Origin of the sequence: uncultured Succinatimonas sp., from assembly GCF_905203285.1 — a bacterium.
Lineage (GTDB): Bacteria > Pseudomonadota > Gammaproteobacteria > Enterobacterales > Succinivibrionaceae > Succinatimonas.
In genome coordinates this window covers 1-15,242 of the sequence record NZ_CAJKVK010000047.1, presented here as the reverse complement: position 1 = coordinate 15,242, position 15,242 = coordinate 1, and the positions used below count along the sequence as shown (strand labels likewise).

Genomic DNA, 15,242 nt, shown 5'->3' with positions numbered 1-15,242 from the left:
AGAGCCGGTTTTGACCGTAATTGCTCCTTTAATGGATGCTCAATTAATCGAAACCGCAATCTTGGCTCAAATAAACCATCAGTCATTAATCGCGACCAAAACCCAAAGAATTATACAGTCAGCCCAAGGTCGTCCCGTGTCTGATTTCGGTGCCCGCCGCGCTCATAACATTGATGCTGCAGTGTACGGTGCAAGAGCTGCATATATCGGAGGAGTTAACAGTACTTCGACCGTTATGGCCGCAAAAATGTTCAATATTCCGGTAAACGGCACCATGGCGCACAGCTGGATCATGTGTCATAAAGATGAGTATACGGCCTTTAAGCATTTTGTTGAAATCTATCCGCAAAACTCAATACTGCTTATTGATACTTACGATGTAATGACCTCAGGTCTTCCTAATGCTATAAAAGTTGCAAAAGAAGTTCTGGAGCCGCAGGGCAAGAGACTTAAGGGCGTTAGAATTGATTCAGGTGACTTAGCTTACTTATCAAAAGAAGCAAGAAAGGTTCTTGACGCTGCAGGACTTACCGACTGCAAAATCGTTGCATCTAACAGCCTTGATGAGTTTACCATTCGTTCAATTCTTGATCAGGGTGGCTGTATTGATTCATTTGGCGTCGGTGAAAGATTGATTACGGCAAGAAGCGAACCGGTTTTCGGTGCCGTATATAAGCTTGCAGCGATCAAGGAAAACGGTAAGTTTATTCCTAAGATTAAAGTATCTGATACCGTTGAGAAGATTACAAATCCAGGCAGAAAGCATCTGTGGAGAATTTATGATAAGCGCGGTTATGCCGTCGCTGATTTGCTCACTTTAGAAGATGAAATTCCGGACTTAACCAAGGAATATACCTTTATTGATCCGAATAAGCCTTGGAAGCACAAATCATTTGTCGGATGCACGATGCGTCAGATGCTTGAGACGGTCATGATTGACGGCAAGAGAATCAAGCCGTCTCCGTCTCTTGATGAAATCCGTGAATATGTAAAACGCCAGCTTGAGCATGAAATATGGCCTGAAGAGCAGCGTTTTGAAAATCCGCATCATCACTTCCTGGATATGAGCCCTGCATACTACAATATGAAGATCGAGTTATTGGAAGAAGCTCATAAACATGAGCAGTAATAAAAATTGCCGTTTTTACGTTAAAGCAAAGACGGTAATTTTAGGTTTATAAGGCTGCTTTACGCGGCCTTAATTTTCATAAAAAGCTTACTTATTTTTATCGTAGATTTTGCCTGAGGTTTTTTATGTATCTTTATTTTATGCGTCACGGTAAGACGGTATGGAATGCTGCAAGAAAAATGCAGGGGCAAACGGATATTCCTTTAAATGAAGAGGGCATATTGCAAGCGCAAAAGGCTTGCCGTTTGCTTTCTGATGTTGATTTTACCGCATGTTATACAAGTCCTTTGCAAAGAGCAAAACTTACCGCGCAAACGGTTCTTAAAGGTAAAGATACTCCGATTATTATTGAACCGCTTTTAAAAGAGATTTCTTTTGGAATTTATGAAGGACAAAGTCTTAATCTTGCCGAGCGTGATCCTACAGCTCCTTTAAACAGATTTTTCCACGATTCGTTAAATTATATTCCCCCAAAAGACGGAGAAAGCTTTTACGAATTGTTACGTCGTAATCTTCAGTTTTTAAATAAGATTATGGCAATGGATTATCCTGAGGACAGCAAAATTTTAATTACCTCGCACGGAGCATTTATTCGCGGTATTGTTACATTGTCGGCAAATTTAAGCATAAGTCAGTTCTGGCGGCGCCAACCGCTTAAAAATTGCGGAATGACAGTAGTTAAAGCAGATAAAAACGGTTACTCCTTGCTTAAAGAAGCTGTTGATGTTTTAGGCGGAGAAAAGCCTTAACCAAATATATCGATATACTTATTTTGCAGCTTTGTAATATAAAAATACTGGCACGTTAATGTATAGAGAATAATCTTATGAGTAGAAATGATGATGAATTTTTAGCAAAAAACTACAAAATAAGAAATATTTGTACAAAAGATGATGCTGTAATTGCAAAAATCATACGTACAAATTTACAGCGTTATCATTTGGATATTCCTGGAACAGCGTATTTTGATCCCGAGCTTGATCATTTAAGTGCATTTTATGCTGAACATCCTGATAGAAGATCTTATTTTGTTGTTACTAATGAAAAGGATGAAGTGGTTGGCGGAGTAGGGTTTGCAGAATTTGAAGGTTTACCTGAATGTGCTGAGGTTCAAAAGCTGTATCTTGATGAAAGTGTAAAAGGATTGGGGTTAAGCAAGAAAATGATGGAGGTTATTGAAGTTAAAGCTAAAGAACTTGGTTATAAGCAACTCTATCTTGAAACTCATACCAATCTTGCAGTTGCAGTACGTTTGTACGAAAAACTCGGGTATGAAAGCATAGCGCAACCGGTGCCGACAATACATACGACAATGAATAAGTTTTATTTAAAGAAGTTTTAGTATTGCAATTATTACCGTCAACTAATTTACATAAGAAATGACGGTAATAATAAAGATAGGTTATTTTATGGACGGAGCAGGTATAAGCCTTGCGAAGATTAAAGATCCTATTGCATTGCCTATAACCGTAACTGCTGTTTTTGCAATCAGATCTAAAGTCACAGGTGTCTTTGCCATAGCGAAGAAGCCTGCGTTGGCAACACAGTGCTCAAATCCGCATAAAATAAAAAACATAATCGGCATAATGACATAAAGCGGATGATTTTTGGCGGCAAAATTAAAGCAGGCTATATGCATCATCGCACCGCATCCGCAAGCCAAAATAAAAACAGAAAGCAAGTTATCATTAATTTTCGCTTCTACTAAAGGATGTATTGCGTCTATATTTGCTCTGGTAAAAGTGAATAAATAAGCGACTAAAGCAGTTCCAAATGCATTGAGTAAAAACATGACAAGAAGCTTTAGTGTATCTTTGGGTATCCAGTTGCTTACTTTGCCGGTGTAAAGATTGTATTCTTTGATGATAATCGTAAGAAGACCAAGGGAGAACAAAAAAGATCCGATGTATTTATTTTCAATAACGACATAAGCAAGACATCCGCAGCCGATTAGCATGCCGGCAAGAATGGATTTAACAATAAAGGATAATGGTTGTGAAGTGATCATGGCTTTAATAAGTCCTCTGGTCAAAAGCTTTGCCATTATTAGAAAAGCTTAAAAAGCGGAGGCAAAGTTTACCATGTTTCAGTTTTAAAATGCTTGTTTAACTGAAGTGGATGTTTAAAAAAGTTAAAATCACTGTCACGGATACGCGCAAGATATAATTTTGCGGATCGTTTTTACACCGTTAGTGACAACGGGAAAATCTTGCAATGAATCACATGGCACGACTCGAAGAGTTTCAATGTAAAAGAGACTGTTTTGGTAATATGCGTCTTGCATCTGCAGAAGGCTGTAACGCCATTTTGCGTCAGGGTTCATGATAAAACACCCTGCACCGTATGGCGCAGGGTGAAATCAACAGCGTTGATACTGTTTGGCACAAATAACGCCTTAGCTGTACTCAGACTTCGACATAATGGCTAAGTCCGCGGTGCATTTCTTTGCCGCTTTCAGAAAAAAGCTTATCAAGCCCCGCTACGCCTGACGTCTTGAACCCTGCCAACCCTGTGTTCATGCGCTGCATTTCAAGATTGCCGCCATTGATTGCCACTTGCTGGAATATATGTTTATCCATGCTGGTTCGTGACTGATTAAGCGGAGGAACTCCGCCCTGTTCATACATCTGCAGGGCCAATGTCTTGCAAGCCACGTCCATCTGACCGGTACGGTCCTTGCCGCTCTTGCAATTAAACAGCGGCATCACGCCCATGAGATGTCCTAGCATCGCCAGACGGGATGGCAGGCGGTAGGGATCCTCGCCGGTCTCTTTAAAGCCCTCGTTCTCCCATAGCTCTATGATCTGGCTGCGAAGAGCCGCTACCATCTGCTTGTTTCTGTCGGGGACATCCTGACGGTTCAGGTATTGCGCTACCATACCGCCCTGCCAGTTTGGCTTAGTGCCAAAGAGCTGAGTCATAGCCTGTTCGTTATACTGCATCGAGGTACCCCATCCGCCAAAAAGACTCTTTCCCGTACTTTGCGCTCCTGTGTTTACTCCGAAATTAAATGTGATCACATTGGGTCGCACCGTTACTGTTTTTCTCTGGCCTGCGATAGACACGGTAATATTGCACACTCCTCCCTGACATGCTTGCTGCCACGCATTGCACTGTTCTCGCAGGTGGTTTCTTTCCGCTTCGCCTCCCGAGCGACGCCAGACGTCAGGTGTGAGCAGACTGGTGGAAAGCAGGGGCAGGTCGATGATATCCCCTGGTTGGGAAGCTTGTGCTTGCTGGAGAAGTTCTGGAGAACTTTGCAGAGCGGCGGTAAATATCTCCAATGCTCTGGTGTTATTGGCTTGCATGCGTTCGGCTGGATTCGTCAGCGTGTATGCGCTGTTAACGCCGTGGCGGAGCCCCCTGAACAGGGTTGTGTTGCCTACGCTTATTTCAGTACAGGCAAGATTTACCGCATGTCTTTCTTGTCCTCTGTCGCCACAAGAAACGCCAAAAAGATGATCTTGCGCCATACTCTGACCGATGAGGCCTATATGTCGGGCCGGCGTGATGGTGGATCTTGCCGTCACGCTGTTTCCTCTTTGACCGAAGTATTGCACATCGCGCTGGATGACGTTCCACGGCTGGGAGTTAAGCACTTGTACATGGGCTGCCTTAATATCCTTTGCAAGTCTGCCGGATGATAGGGCTGGAAGAATATTGTGCAACTCTTTGCCTAGAGTCTGGGGAAGCTTCCTGAATGTATCAAGAACATTTTGGGAAACTCTGGCGCTGTCACGAACATTCTGCATGGCAGGCGGGTCAACCTTGCTGGATCGCACTTTTTTAAGCAATTGGTTAAGGTCGGCGATCTGCCTGTTTAAAAGCACAGCCTGTTGTGAAGAAGCGCTGGTAAGCTCTTGATTGAGGCGCGTAAGCTCATGGTTTATGACTATTTCATACGCTGAATAGATCTGTTTAAAGGCAGTGCGGACATTTTTGCCCGAAAAAGGATTCTGTTCTTTCTGTGCAATAAGCATGTCGGCCTTGCCGCGCAGTTCTCCAATAATGCCTGTTACACAGGTCAGCAGATTGGGAACCCCTGGTGCACCGGACGGTAGTCCATTTTGAAATGTAGACAGTTTATTCTGCAGCTCAACGAGATTCTGTTGAACTGTCATCAGTCTAGTCGACGCATGCGCGACTTCCTCGTCACTGAAAAAATCCCCTTCAAGAATTTCGATGCTATGATGCATAAGACTCATGAAATTCTCTTCATTTACGCCTGAACGGTTCAGCTCCTGCTGTATTTCGGGCAGGATTGTTCTTGAACCCGTGAAGTCACGCAATTTGTCACTCAGGTAAGAAACGTTGTAACTGGTGGCTGCATCCAGAAGTTGTGTCAGATTGCTACCGGTGAAGCGGGCCCCCTGCAAGCTCTTTTCGCCGATGTACCGGTTGAAAAGAATAGTGCCCATAGCTTTGCCGCAATATGCGCATACGCTATCGCGCACTCGTTCTGCCGCAGCTCGGCTTTCATTTTTTTCGGCTTGTCGCAGAGATCGTTGCCAAAAACGCGCTTTAGTCGTGGATGTTGTAAGCTGTGCATTGCTCTTGTTAAGGCGGATAAAACTCCCCTGGGCTTGACTTAGAGTCCTGAGATGCGCCATGGAATCGATAACAGGCATACTCTCCTCCTATCCCTTGATGTAAAACGGCTGTTCGCTCTCCATGAGCTCATCACTCAGGCTTGAGAAGCGATTTTCCCAAAAAGCGACCAGAAGAACAAAGGATTGCAGGAAGGCGTTGAGTTTTTCCACCGTAGCCTGTTCCGGCAGCCACATCTGCTGAAGAAGAACCGTGTCGCTTTCCGGAGCCAGGGTGATGGTCGCTCCCATGGTATCCTGCCACATTAGGTTTGATGTAAGCAGAGCGCGCAACTCTCGCTTTGAGACTTCCTCATCTTTGGAAAGAGTGCCTATGCTGCTGAAGACAATGAAGGTTCCCAGTTCTTCGTCAAAACGGATATGCACCACATGCTCATCGGCGGAAACGAGTAAGCAATAATTGTCTTCATCAAGCTGCAGGGGTTCAATCTCTTCCTGTAGAGAAAATTCTTTGAGAAGCGTAGTGGCAGTCTGGTAACTTATCATGGTGTTCTCCTTATTCTGCTTGTATATGCAATAATCAGGTAGCACTCAGCTCAGATATCTGCAGGGTACTCACTGCAAGGCGGTAATTGACATCGATATCGGCATATAAAACGTATACCGCAAGATAGGTAAAATTCATGCCAAAGGACGCTACGCTTTCTTAACGGTTTTACGGATTTTATGTCACCGCTCAAAGTAAAGCATGATTGGAATCCTAAGACAGCATTAATCCTTAGAAAAACGTAAACGTCATTATCTACATAATAGATTCCAGAAATGTAAATATCAAATCAGTATCTGCAATATTTTTTCAGAAAAAACAGAGAATTAGAAACTAGTCGGAACTGTTTTTAATATCCTGTTCTTATAATTATTTGATTTATAGGATAAAAAAATGTTGTTAAAGTGTTTTCATTTACCGGACAATTTAGACAGGACTGATTCTTACTGAATAAGCGCATCGATCCTTCATCGATTTTTTCTCATCATGTTCCGAAAATAGTTAATTTGTATTGAAAACAAAATTATCTTGAATTTTCTAAGTTCTGAAAATCTTTGTTGAAGATTGGTTTTGGAGCCTGTACAGATATATACGCGTTACATTCCCTTGCTCGCTGTTCTCTGCAACGCAGCAGGGTAAAACTTTCTTCTCTTGGTGGACTTTAGAATCAACCGAAATTAGGTCGTTACACTTTTTCTTATAACACTGATCTCTGGCATAGAGCACCAATTACCAATTGCTGAAATTTAGGGATATTTCAAAGGCAAACGATTGCGCAAAATGTTATTCGTAATGTGTCTTGCAACTCAAAATCGTAACAGCACTCTCGGTAAATACGTAAACAAGTCTGTGTTCACGGTCAATTCTCCTGCTCCATGCACCAGACAGCTCATGTTTTAACGCTTCAGGGTTTCCGTTACCTTCTGTAGGATGCCGAAGAGTTTCCCTAATCAGCGAATTGATTTTCCGCAGTGTCTTCTTATCAGTCTGTTGCCAGTAAAGATAATCTTCCCAAGCCGCGGTGTGCCAAGATAATATCAACGTTCTTCTCCAATCAGAGCATGTTCTTCTATTCCTCTTCCGTCTCTGACATCATCAAGAACTTTTCTTAGATGTGCCACATTAGCAGGATTGTAGAAAGGATCAAGACTCGGTCTGAATGGCAGGGAACGATCTGTAACCACCTGTCTAAGAAAAATCCTGACAGCGGTGGATACATCCATTCCCATACCGGCAAGAACGGTCTGGGCTTCATTACGAAGTGTACTATCAAGTCTTATCTGTAAATTGCATGTATCAGACATATTAACGCCCTCATATTATGTAATGATTATATAATAAAATAGCAATGAAGTATCATTAAAAAACAAACAATCGCCATTTCATAAATAAAAGATCCCTGTTCTTAAAAGCCGTTTCTGTCCAGAAAGTAGAATGAATGGCTTCATAAGCACTTCGTCTACAATCGGACTGCATACAGACAGGAGAAATAACATGGCAGACTCCTCATAACAAAAGCACCGTATCCAGTGCCGTCACTGCAGAGTCTGAAACCGTTAGAGACAATCCGCAGGCGGCAGCGTCGAAAAGTCCGGAGTTTTTATCATCTCGAAATGCTGATGGTAGATCTGTTATCTGGTATTAACGGCGCTTACTCTCTTATTACCGTAAAGACGGTAGAACAATAATATTTGATTTGAGCATAGATGATTCCAATGCGATCTTTGTCGGGCTGGTAGGAGCAGGTAGTTAGAGTTTTTTCTTGATAAATCAAAAAATTAAATTATCGTAAAAATCATTTCATGGGCATAACTAATAAAATCATGGTATTCCATAGTAGGAAATTTACTTTATATGAAAGGAGGGCAAAGCGATTTTATATATAAAAACGGAACCCAGCTATCTCAGAAAAAGAAATTCTCAAGAAAAAATTATTCAGTAGCGGAATGTTATTTCTTTAAACTTAAGAAAATCAGTAAATTTTAAAACTTTAGGTTTCTGCTAAGAATGTCTAAATTACTTTAATGACTGATAAACTGATAAATAGATAGATACATGAGGAGAAATAACAGTGATTGTATTCAACAAAGACGATTATCTTTTCTTGCAGATGTAACTTCGCATAATTTATATTATGTTAAATTTAAAGTGTAACTCAAAAAGTATTTGTAAAATACAATTCATCTTGTACAAAAACTTATCTATTCATGTCGTTAAAAATATAATGCGTACTTCTGCCGCCGTTTTTACTTTTTACTAGAATTTTGTGAGAAATTAGATCATTAATATCATTTAATGCGGTATCTTGTGAACACTTGTTGAGCTTAGCCCATTTTTGGGTGGTTAAATTTCCTTTAAAACCTTCAAATAGCATATTTATCATCTTTTGTTGGCGTTCATTAAAATTGACGTTTTGATGATAATTCCAGAAATGCGTTTTCTGTAAAATTACCTGCAACTTTAAAAAAGCAGTATCCAAAGCTTTGTCAAAACAATTAATGAACCATAACAGCCAATCAGTGATATCACCGTTTCCTTTCTGTGTTTTTTCCAATATTTCATAATACGACTTTTGATTTTTTTTAATTTCAACAGACATACTGTAAAATCTACGCGATGTTTTTTCTGTTCGAGCAAATAACATATCTGTTAGCGCTCTTGCGATTCTGCCATTGCCGTCAGCAAACGGATGAATCGTTAAAAATCTTAGATGTGCAATAGATGCTTTAATGATTCCATCAAGCTCATCTGAATTATTGAACCATTCAATAAATTCTTTCATTTCAAAAGCAATTTTGTTTGGTTCAACGGCTTTAAAATGAACTTTTTCATTGCCTATTTGGCCGGAGATAACCTGCATTTCTCTAGAGCGATATTGCCCTACTTCAATCTTGTAAAGCCCACTATAGCCGTAGGGAAACAGCACTCTATGCCAGCTAAAAAGTCTTTCTTCAGTTAACGGTGTATTATAGTTTTGTGTTGCATCAAGCAACATTTCAACAATGCCATCAATATGATGCGATGATGGAACAAGTCCAGCCGTATCAATACCAAGCTTGTTAGCAATAGAAGATCTTACTTCTTTTAAGTTTAAGGACTCACCTTCTATTGCTGATGAATGTACGATCTCAGACGACAAGTGCTCAAGTAAAGACAGATTTTGAAAATCAAAGCCTAATTGAGACATCTTGCCAAGTAAGAGACCTTCTTTTTCTCGTATATTTCCTAATTTTTTTATTAATTCATCGGTGTTATATGAAAATTCCCACCATTTTTCTTTTTCATGTATATACATAATCAATCCTTTTCTATTATTTTAGTTAATTTTCGGAGAAAAATAATATATTCACCGAAAATTTTTCGGTGAATAAGTTAAAACACGTCCGATTACTGTTAAGTTTTTTTATTAAAGGATATCATCTTCAAAATTTATTTTTTAAACTATAAATCAATATGTTATTCAACATTGTTTTTATCTTTGTTTAAACTCTATCTATTAATTTCTTATTTTTGTTATTTGCAGAAACGTAGAATAAGTTAAGACAACAAAATAGGTGTTAATGCTAGACTTAGTTTTTTCAAAGGTTGTTCTAAGAAGTCGAATTTTTCAGCTGCGGTATTAAAATAACTGTAGAAAACGTATTTAAGGAGAACATCATGCGTTTATTTACTCCTGTTATTTTTTCATCTATTCTGTTTGTTGTTGGATGTGCCGGCAATTCAACAGTATCGCGGACAGCTGACATAAATAAATATCAATATGTTGTTCTACCAAATGTATTGTCATATAACGGCGACCCAGAACTAATGGATCTTGAAGTGCAGATTTACGATGCTCTTGAGTTAACAAGACTTACGGTGATAGGAGAAAAAGAAATATACAGCTTGACTGAAGACCAGAAGCAGCGTCTTCTCTTGGCTCGTTTTTCTGCCAGACAGAATTCAGATTATTCGCGCATAAGTGTTAATTTCACAGATTATGTAACAGGTCGTCCGGTAGCCTCTTGTTATGGCGCCTATGCTCTCGGTTTTGACGAATCAGGAGATCTTGATGGCGCTATGGTTAAGGTATCTGAGGAAATAAACAAATTATTTTAATTTCTTTAGTCGTTTACCATATAACCACATTCTGCTCTGTATCAAGATCGTAATGTTTTGCCTTATCGACTTTTTAAAGTTGTAGCAGTTGCATTGCGTAAACATCAGAATTGACTATTTTTACAGAATCATTTTCAAATATAAAGGCGATGCGATTAACTGTTAGGCAGTCCAAAAATTCATGAACATTCTTAGTCATTTTAGTTGTCCCTTGGTTATAACTAAGGTGTTATCAATGAATGTTTTTATAAACATGAATGTTTGCTTGAAGATTTAAAAACTGGAAATCCAATATTTTTCGTAAATATTGCAAATACCGCAAATTAATACTTGTTAAGTATTTAATTTGCTGAACTGTAGCAGTGGTAACTGCTGTGTTTATAACTCTTGTTCAACATGAAATATGTCTGCAGAGCTAGAAGAGGATTAATTCAAATTTTTAAAACTTTGATTTATCCTTTATCTGCTTTCAGTGTCCATTTAGGCTATTATTGTTTTACATTACTCATTGCGACAAAATAGCAAGAGGTCTTTTATGAATCGTTTACTTTTAATTGTCGATCCTCAAATTGATTTTATAAGTGGCTCTTTACCTGTTCCGGATGCAGCTGCAAAGATGGATTTGCTTGCTGACTACATTAAAAATAACAATGGAAAATATGTACTTAAATTGGTAACGACCGATTGGCATCCGTATGATCATTGCTCTTTTAAAGAAAATGGCGGTGTATGGCCGAAGCACTGCGTTCATGACAGTGTCGGCGCTGCAGTTTATCAGGCGCTGCTTGATGCATTGTATTCAACTGAAGGTGATGTAGAAGTATTACGCAAAGGCACCAATAAAGATACAGAAGAATACTCTATTTTTAAAAATTCTCAGTCAGCCGCAATAATTGAAGAACTAATCAAAAAGCATGAAATAAAACAGATCGATATCTGCGGAATAGCTGGTGATATTTGTGTACTCAATACCTTAAAAGACGGTGTTGTGCTCTACGGAAAAGAAATGTTTAACGTATTAGAGGACTATTCTCCTTCTTTAGATAGCGGAAAAGCTCTAAAACAAGCTATTGAGCAATTAAACTAAGATCTTTTAGAGATTTAGTCGACCTATGAAAACAATTCGTTTGCTGTATCCTGATTTTGTCAGCGGTAATTTGGATGAATACTATTTAGGTGCACGGTTGATGGCACAAATCGTACCGGAAAATCAAAATCAACCGCTCTTTAAAATTGATTTGCCTGCACCAGGAACTATTCATCCTGAAGAAAAAGATGGGATCTATGCTCTTGACGAGGTTCTTTTAGGGATTCAAAAGGCTAAAAGTATTTTATATGAAGAAAATCCTGACAAGGTAATAACTATTGGTGGCAATTGCTTAGTTTCACTTGCTCCGTTTGATTACCTTCACGGCCTTTATCCTGACTTGGGAATAATTTGGATAAACGCTCATCCTGATGTGTCGACTCCTAAAGACGGTTATCCTAATGCCCATGCAATGGTGCTTGGCAGTCTTTTAGGCGGTGGGGCTGTTCAATTGCGTAAAGAAATGAAACACCCTATTTTTAAGCCTGAAAATCTTCTTTATGTTGGACTTCAGGATTTACATGATTATCAAGAGCAGTTTTTAAAAGATCTTAAGGTCAACTTTTTAATACAGAAGGATAAATCCCTTAGCGACGGCGATATAACTGCATTTTGCAGTAGGTTTAATCGTGTGTTGGTTCATCTTGATATTGATGTTTTAAATCCGGCAGAATTTCCTGCAACCTATTTTGCAAATCCGATGCTTGTAGGTGATGGCAGTAGCGGCGGAAATATGTCTTTAGCACGACTTAACCAAATTTTGCATTTAATTGATGGCAATAGTGAAATTATGGGATTAACTATTGCCGAATATCTGCCTTTTGCAGAGTATAAACTGCATAATTCGTTAAGCTCTTTAAGGATTTTTTCTTAAGCCAATTAAATTTTGATCTCACCTAAAAATATTCGTACAAAATATTAATTAAACACTGTCATTTTAAAGTGAGCTCTCTTTTTTTTATCGATTTAAAGCTCTATCAATCTTTTTATTAAACTTAGTTAAAGAGCATATTTTTCCTTCACAATTTAAATTCGCCGAAATAAGAAACAATCTTTCTTTATCGGGATTTTCTGAATGTATGAATTTTATTGATGGAGCAGCAATCGCGGCTGTTACATATTGATTATTTTCAGTTTCAGAATTCCACCTTAAGAAAACTAAGGAACAACCGGGAGGAATTGAGTTAACTCCTTGATCAGGAATACTCCATGTTAAATCTGCAAGACCACCTATATTTGAAATATTAGTATCATGACCGACAAAAAAGGCTATATGTGAAGCTCTATCATTTATTTCATTTTTTAATGCATTAAGTAAAGTTCCTCCACGACTTAGAGCGACAGCATTTTGCCTATTTAAAGCGTCAAATACTTCGTTATGCAAAGATAAAAGTTTAGTTAAGGTCTTTTCATCGACTTGTCCCCATCCTGCATTTCTGTCTGTCCATTGTCCGTACTCAAGTAAAAATATTTCAGCTATGCTTGATGTAATTGCTTTTTCGCCAAGTAATTTAACATCATTGTCTTTTACGGTAACGGAATTTTGAATGCTTGATAAGTTGCAAGGAGCTTTCTTACCACAAATAGATTGGGGACAGCAATTAGTTATTGTCTGGATTAAATTTATTGCATCTTGTTGTTTGGTGCTATTAACTCTATTGATAATCGATTCTTGGACATCTTGTGAGTTTAATTTAACTATTCCGGCTTTTACCGGGTGAAATAGTGGATATACGGCATTTTTCTCTGAATATATAGTGCTTTCAGATGAAATACCTTCTCTTATTGCTTCAGCTGTTTTAACCGTTCTTTGATCACTATCGGCTATTATTTTTACGGATTTAAAAAGGTTATTTTTATAAACGGAATCTTTAATTAAAATTTTCTTTAAATGTTCCCATTGGCTTTTAATTAAAAAATAACCGCGATCTGTAAGATATCCTGACGGAACATTCCATTGCGGCCAATCATTTTTACTCCAGGAACTTAGCGTTTGATAATCTTGAGTAGGAGATCTCACTCCATGGCGTGATAAAACAACTATTTTTTCTAATTTTGCATCAGCACATGGTGCAAAAGCATAAAAAGAATTTTCTGCTGCCATTACACCAAAAAAAGAACTTATAAAGATAACTGCACAAGCTGCAGACATTTTATTTAATAACTTCATAATAAACACTTTATTTTTACAGCGACTTTACTTTTGAGTGTAAATCTTAATAATGACTATATATCGCTATTGATAAATAATTTCTTTTGACTGCATTTATGAACGATTTAAAAAATTTTCTTTCCGAAACTGAATATCAAAACCTTATAAATGATATACAAATTATTCACACTAAAAAACCTTTAATTCATAGCATTACCAATTATGTAGCCATGAATTTTTCTGCAAACGCCCTACTTTCGATCGGAGCATCTCCCGTAATGTCACGAGCCCCTGAAGAAGTAGCGCAAATGGCATCATATGCTAATGCTTTGGTTCTTAATCTAGGCACTCCTGAAGAGCAATCGCTTAAAGCTATGCTTATCGCTGGAAAAGTAGCTAATGAAAAAGGAATTCCTGTTGTCTATGATCCCGTTGCGGTTGGTGCTACATCCTTCAGGCGTGAATTTAATCGTAAATTGTTAAATGACGTTCGTGTATCAATAATTCGCGGTAACGCTTCTGAAATTCTTGCTTTGTGCGATGAACATAAAATAACAACAGGTGTCGATACTCGCGATCAAGGAGAAATCGCAGTTGAAGGAGCAAAAGCCTTAGCTTTGAAACTTCACGCAGTTATTATCATTAGTGGAAAAACTGACTATATAACAAATGGTAAAGAAGTAAAATGTATTGATTTGGGTGCTGATATGATGTCAAAAGTTACGGCTATGGGCTGCACTATAGACGGCATCGTCGCTGCTTTTGCAGCGATTAATCAGAACCTGTTTAAAGCAGCCTATAACGCTATGGCTCTATGCGGGTATGCGGGACAAACCGCTGCCGCAAAATCTAAAGGCAATGGCAGTATGATGATTAACTTTTTAGATGAGCTTTATTTGATTACTACTAATTACTAGCTTATAACGAAATATATGAGTAGTAGACTAAATTCTTCAAGACTTACTGTTTAATAAATTGTAAATGTTAATAATGTACAAACAACATAAATATTAAGCCGCAAAATAACATTTATAACTATTCTGCAGCTTAAAAATTGCATAGTTAATATTTTATGTAAATGCAGTTGTTACAAGCATTTCTTAGCAGTTTCAATTGCTGCAGCGTAATTAGGCTCATTAGTAATTTCTGGCACTAACTCTACATATGCAATCTTGCCTTCTTTATCAATAACAAAAATACTGCGAGTAAGAAGACCGCGTAAAGCGCCGTCTTTAATCATCACCCCGTAGTTTTCACCAAAATTACCGTCTTTACGAAAATCCGATAAAGTCATGACATTTTTAATGCCGGCTGCAGTGCAGAAGCGATCGGCAGCAAAAGGCAAATCTTCTGAAATGCAAAGTACTTTTACGCCTTCAAGACTTGCTGCTTCCTGATTAAATTTGCGGGCAGATGTTGCACAGACACCTGTATCAAGACTAGGCACAATTGAAAGGATAAGAACTGATCCTAAATGATCAGAAAGTTTAAAATCCTCAAGACTTGCAGTGCAAAGGCAAAAATCAGGAGCCTTATCACCTACTTTTGGTAAATTTCCGGAAATGGTCACAGGCTGATTTTGAAAAGTAACTTGCATCATATTTATCTTCCTCTAAAAATTTTTCTATACTCTACGTCAATTTGTACTTTTTGCAAGTTAGCTAAATTTAATAAAAATTAAA

General features: G+C 38.4%; 15 protein-coding genes. 7 read left to right on the top strand and 8 right to left on the bottom strand.

The window, feature by feature from the left end; translation table 11 throughout:
• The 3 genes from QZ019_RS06150 to QZ019_RS06140 all read left to right on the top strand — a co-directional run.
• Positions 1–1,129: nicotinate phosphoribosyltransferase (locus QZ019_RS06150; RefSeq protein WP_295483266.1), on the top strand; the 1,129-nt coding region annotated here is incomplete at its 5' end.
• Between the two features lie 125 nt (positions 1,130–1,254).
• Entirely contained in the window at positions 1,255–1,878 is a 624-nt protein-coding gene (locus tag QZ019_RS06145; protein WP_295483263.1) for a histidine phosphatase family protein, read from the top strand.
• A gap of 77 nt (positions 1,879–1,955) precedes the next feature.
• The gene (locus QZ019_RS06140; RefSeq protein WP_295483260.1) at positions 1,956–2,471 is read left to right on the top strand and encodes a GNAT family N-acetyltransferase; all 516 of its coding nucleotides are present in this window, start codon (positions 1,956–1,958) and stop codon (positions 2,469–2,471) included.
• A 60-nt stretch (positions 2,472–2,531) separates the two neighbouring features.
• Here QZ019_RS06140 and QZ019_RS06135 read toward each other — a convergent pair whose 3' ends face one another.
• The 6 genes from QZ019_RS06135 to QZ019_RS06110 form a co-directional block, all read right to left on the bottom strand.
• The gene (locus QZ019_RS06135; protein WP_294565776.1) at positions 2,532–3,173 is read right to left on the bottom strand and encodes a formate/nitrite transporter family protein; all 642 of its coding nucleotides are present in this window, start codon (positions 3,171–3,173) and stop codon (positions 2,532–2,534) included.
• Positions 3,174–3,534: 361 nt separating this feature from the next.
• A complete protein-coding gene (locus tag QZ019_RS06130) occupies positions 3,535–5,757 on the bottom strand; it encodes an inositol phosphate phosphatase SopB (protein WP_295483256.1) in 2,223 nt (740 codons plus the stop codon).
• Positions 5,758–5,766: 9 nt separating this feature from the next.
• Positions 5,767–6,222 (bottom strand): type III secretion system chaperone, encoded by a 456-nt coding sequence (locus tag QZ019_RS06125; protein WP_294565782.1) that lies wholly within the window; start codon positions 6,220–6,222, stop codon positions 5,767–5,769.
• A 784-nt stretch (positions 6,223–7,006) separates the two neighbouring features.
• The gene (locus QZ019_RS06120; protein WP_295483252.1) at positions 7,007–7,264 is read right to left on the bottom strand and encodes a Txe/YoeB family addiction module toxin; all 258 of its coding nucleotides are present in this window, start codon (positions 7,262–7,264) and stop codon (positions 7,007–7,009) included.
• Positions 7,261–7,527, bottom strand: coding sequence for a type II toxin-antitoxin system RelB/DinJ family antitoxin (locus tag QZ019_RS06115; RefSeq protein ID WP_295483249.1), 267 nt, complete (start codon positions 7,525–7,527; stop codon positions 7,261–7,263). Before QZ019_RS06115 ends, QZ019_RS06120 begins: the two co-directional genes overlap by 4 nt.
• 893 nt (positions 7,528–8,420) lie before the next feature.
• Complete coding sequence (locus tag QZ019_RS06110) at positions 8,421–9,518, bottom strand: Fic family protein (RefSeq protein ID WP_295483246.1); 1,098 nt, start codon at positions 9,516–9,518, stop codon at positions 8,421–8,423.
• Positions 9,519–9,880: 362 nt separating this feature from the next.
• On the opposite strand from QZ019_RS06110, the gene QZ019_RS06105 reads away from it, so the two are divergent.
• From QZ019_RS06105 to QZ019_RS06095, 3 genes are all read left to right on the top strand, one after another.
• A complete protein-coding gene (locus tag QZ019_RS06105; RefSeq protein ID WP_295483244.1) occupies positions 9,881–10,321 on the top strand; it encodes a hypothetical protein in 441 nt (146 codons plus the stop codon).
• Positions 10,322–10,856: 535 nt separating this feature from the next.
• Entirely contained in the window at positions 10,857–11,408 is a 552-nt protein-coding gene (locus QZ019_RS06100) for an isochorismatase family protein (RefSeq protein ID WP_286036185.1), read from the top strand.
• 25 nt (positions 11,409–11,433) lie between these two features.
• A complete protein-coding gene (locus tag QZ019_RS06095; RefSeq protein ID WP_295483241.1) occupies positions 11,434–12,282 on the top strand; it encodes an arginase family protein in 849 nt (282 codons plus the stop codon).
• Positions 12,283–12,366: 84 nt separating this feature from the next.
• On the opposite strand, the gene QZ019_RS06090 is transcribed toward QZ019_RS06095, so the two are convergent.
• On the bottom strand, positions 12,367–13,578 hold the full coding sequence (locus tag QZ019_RS06090; protein ID WP_295483237.1) for a histidine-type phosphatase: 1,212 nt from the start codon (positions 13,576–13,578) through the stop codon (positions 12,367–12,369).
• Positions 13,579–13,676: 98 nt separating this feature from the next.
• Between QZ019_RS06090 and thiM the strand changes: the two genes are divergently transcribed.
• Positions 13,677–14,477 carry a hydroxyethylthiazole kinase gene (thiM, locus tag QZ019_RS06085; protein WP_295483234.1) on the top strand — a complete coding sequence of 267 codons (801 nt, stop codon included), beginning with the start codon at positions 13,677–13,679 and terminating at the stop codon, positions 14,475–14,477.
• A 170-nt stretch (positions 14,478–14,647) separates the two neighbouring features.
• On the opposite strand, the gene tpx is transcribed toward thiM, so the two are convergent.
• Positions 14,648–15,160, bottom strand: a complete 513-nt coding sequence (gene tpx, locus QZ019_RS06080) for a thiol peroxidase (RefSeq protein ID WP_294566105.1) — start codon at positions 15,158–15,160, stop codon at positions 14,648–14,650.
• Positions 15,161–15,242 lie beyond the last annotated feature (82 nt).

Excerpts from the sequence above, each read along its gene's own strand:
- QZ019_RS06145 (WP_295483263.1), top strand. The coding sequence starts at position 1,255 with ATGTATCTTTATTTTATGCGTCACGGTAAGACGGTATGGAATGCTGCA.
- QZ019_RS06140 (WP_295483260.1), top strand. The coding sequence starts at position 1,956 with ATGAGTAGAAATGATGATGAATTTTTAGCAAAAAACTACAAAATAAGA.
- QZ019_RS06135 (WP_294565776.1), bottom strand. The coding sequence starts at position 3,173 with ATGGCAAAGCTTTTGACCAGAGGACTTATTAAAGCCATGATCACTTCA.
- QZ019_RS06130 (WP_295483256.1), bottom strand. The coding sequence starts at position 5,757 with ATGCCTGTTATCGATTCCATGGCGCATCTCAGGACTCTAAGTCAAGCC.
- QZ019_RS06125 (WP_294565782.1), bottom strand. The coding sequence starts at position 6,222 with ATGATAAGTTACCAGACTGCCACTACGCTTCTCAAAGAATTTTCTCTA.
- QZ019_RS06115 (WP_295483249.1), bottom strand. The coding sequence starts at position 7,527 with ATGTCTGATACATGCAATTTACAGATAAGACTTGATAGTACACTTCGT.
- QZ019_RS06110 (WP_295483246.1), bottom strand. The coding sequence starts at position 9,518 with ATGTATATACATGAAAAAGAAAAATGGTGGGAATTTTCATATAACACC.
- QZ019_RS06105 (WP_295483244.1), top strand. The coding sequence starts at position 9,881 with ATGCGTTTATTTACTCCTGTTATTTTTTCATCTATTCTGTTTGTTGTT.
- QZ019_RS06100 (WP_286036185.1), top strand. The coding sequence starts at position 10,857 with ATGAATCGTTTACTTTTAATTGTCGATCCTCAAATTGATTTTATAAGT.
- QZ019_RS06095 (WP_295483241.1), top strand. The coding sequence starts at position 11,434 with ATGAAAACAATTCGTTTGCTGTATCCTGATTTTGTCAGCGGTAATTTG.
- QZ019_RS06090 (WP_295483237.1), bottom strand. The coding sequence starts at position 13,578 with ATGAAGTTATTAAATAAAATGTCTGCAGCTTGTGCAGTTATCTTTATA.
- thiM (WP_295483234.1), top strand. The coding sequence starts at position 13,677 with ATGAACGATTTAAAAAATTTTCTTTCCGAAACTGAATATCAAAACCTT.
- tpx (WP_294566105.1), bottom strand. The coding sequence starts at position 15,160 with ATGATGCAAGTTACTTTTCAAAATCAGCCTGTGACCATTTCCGGAAAT.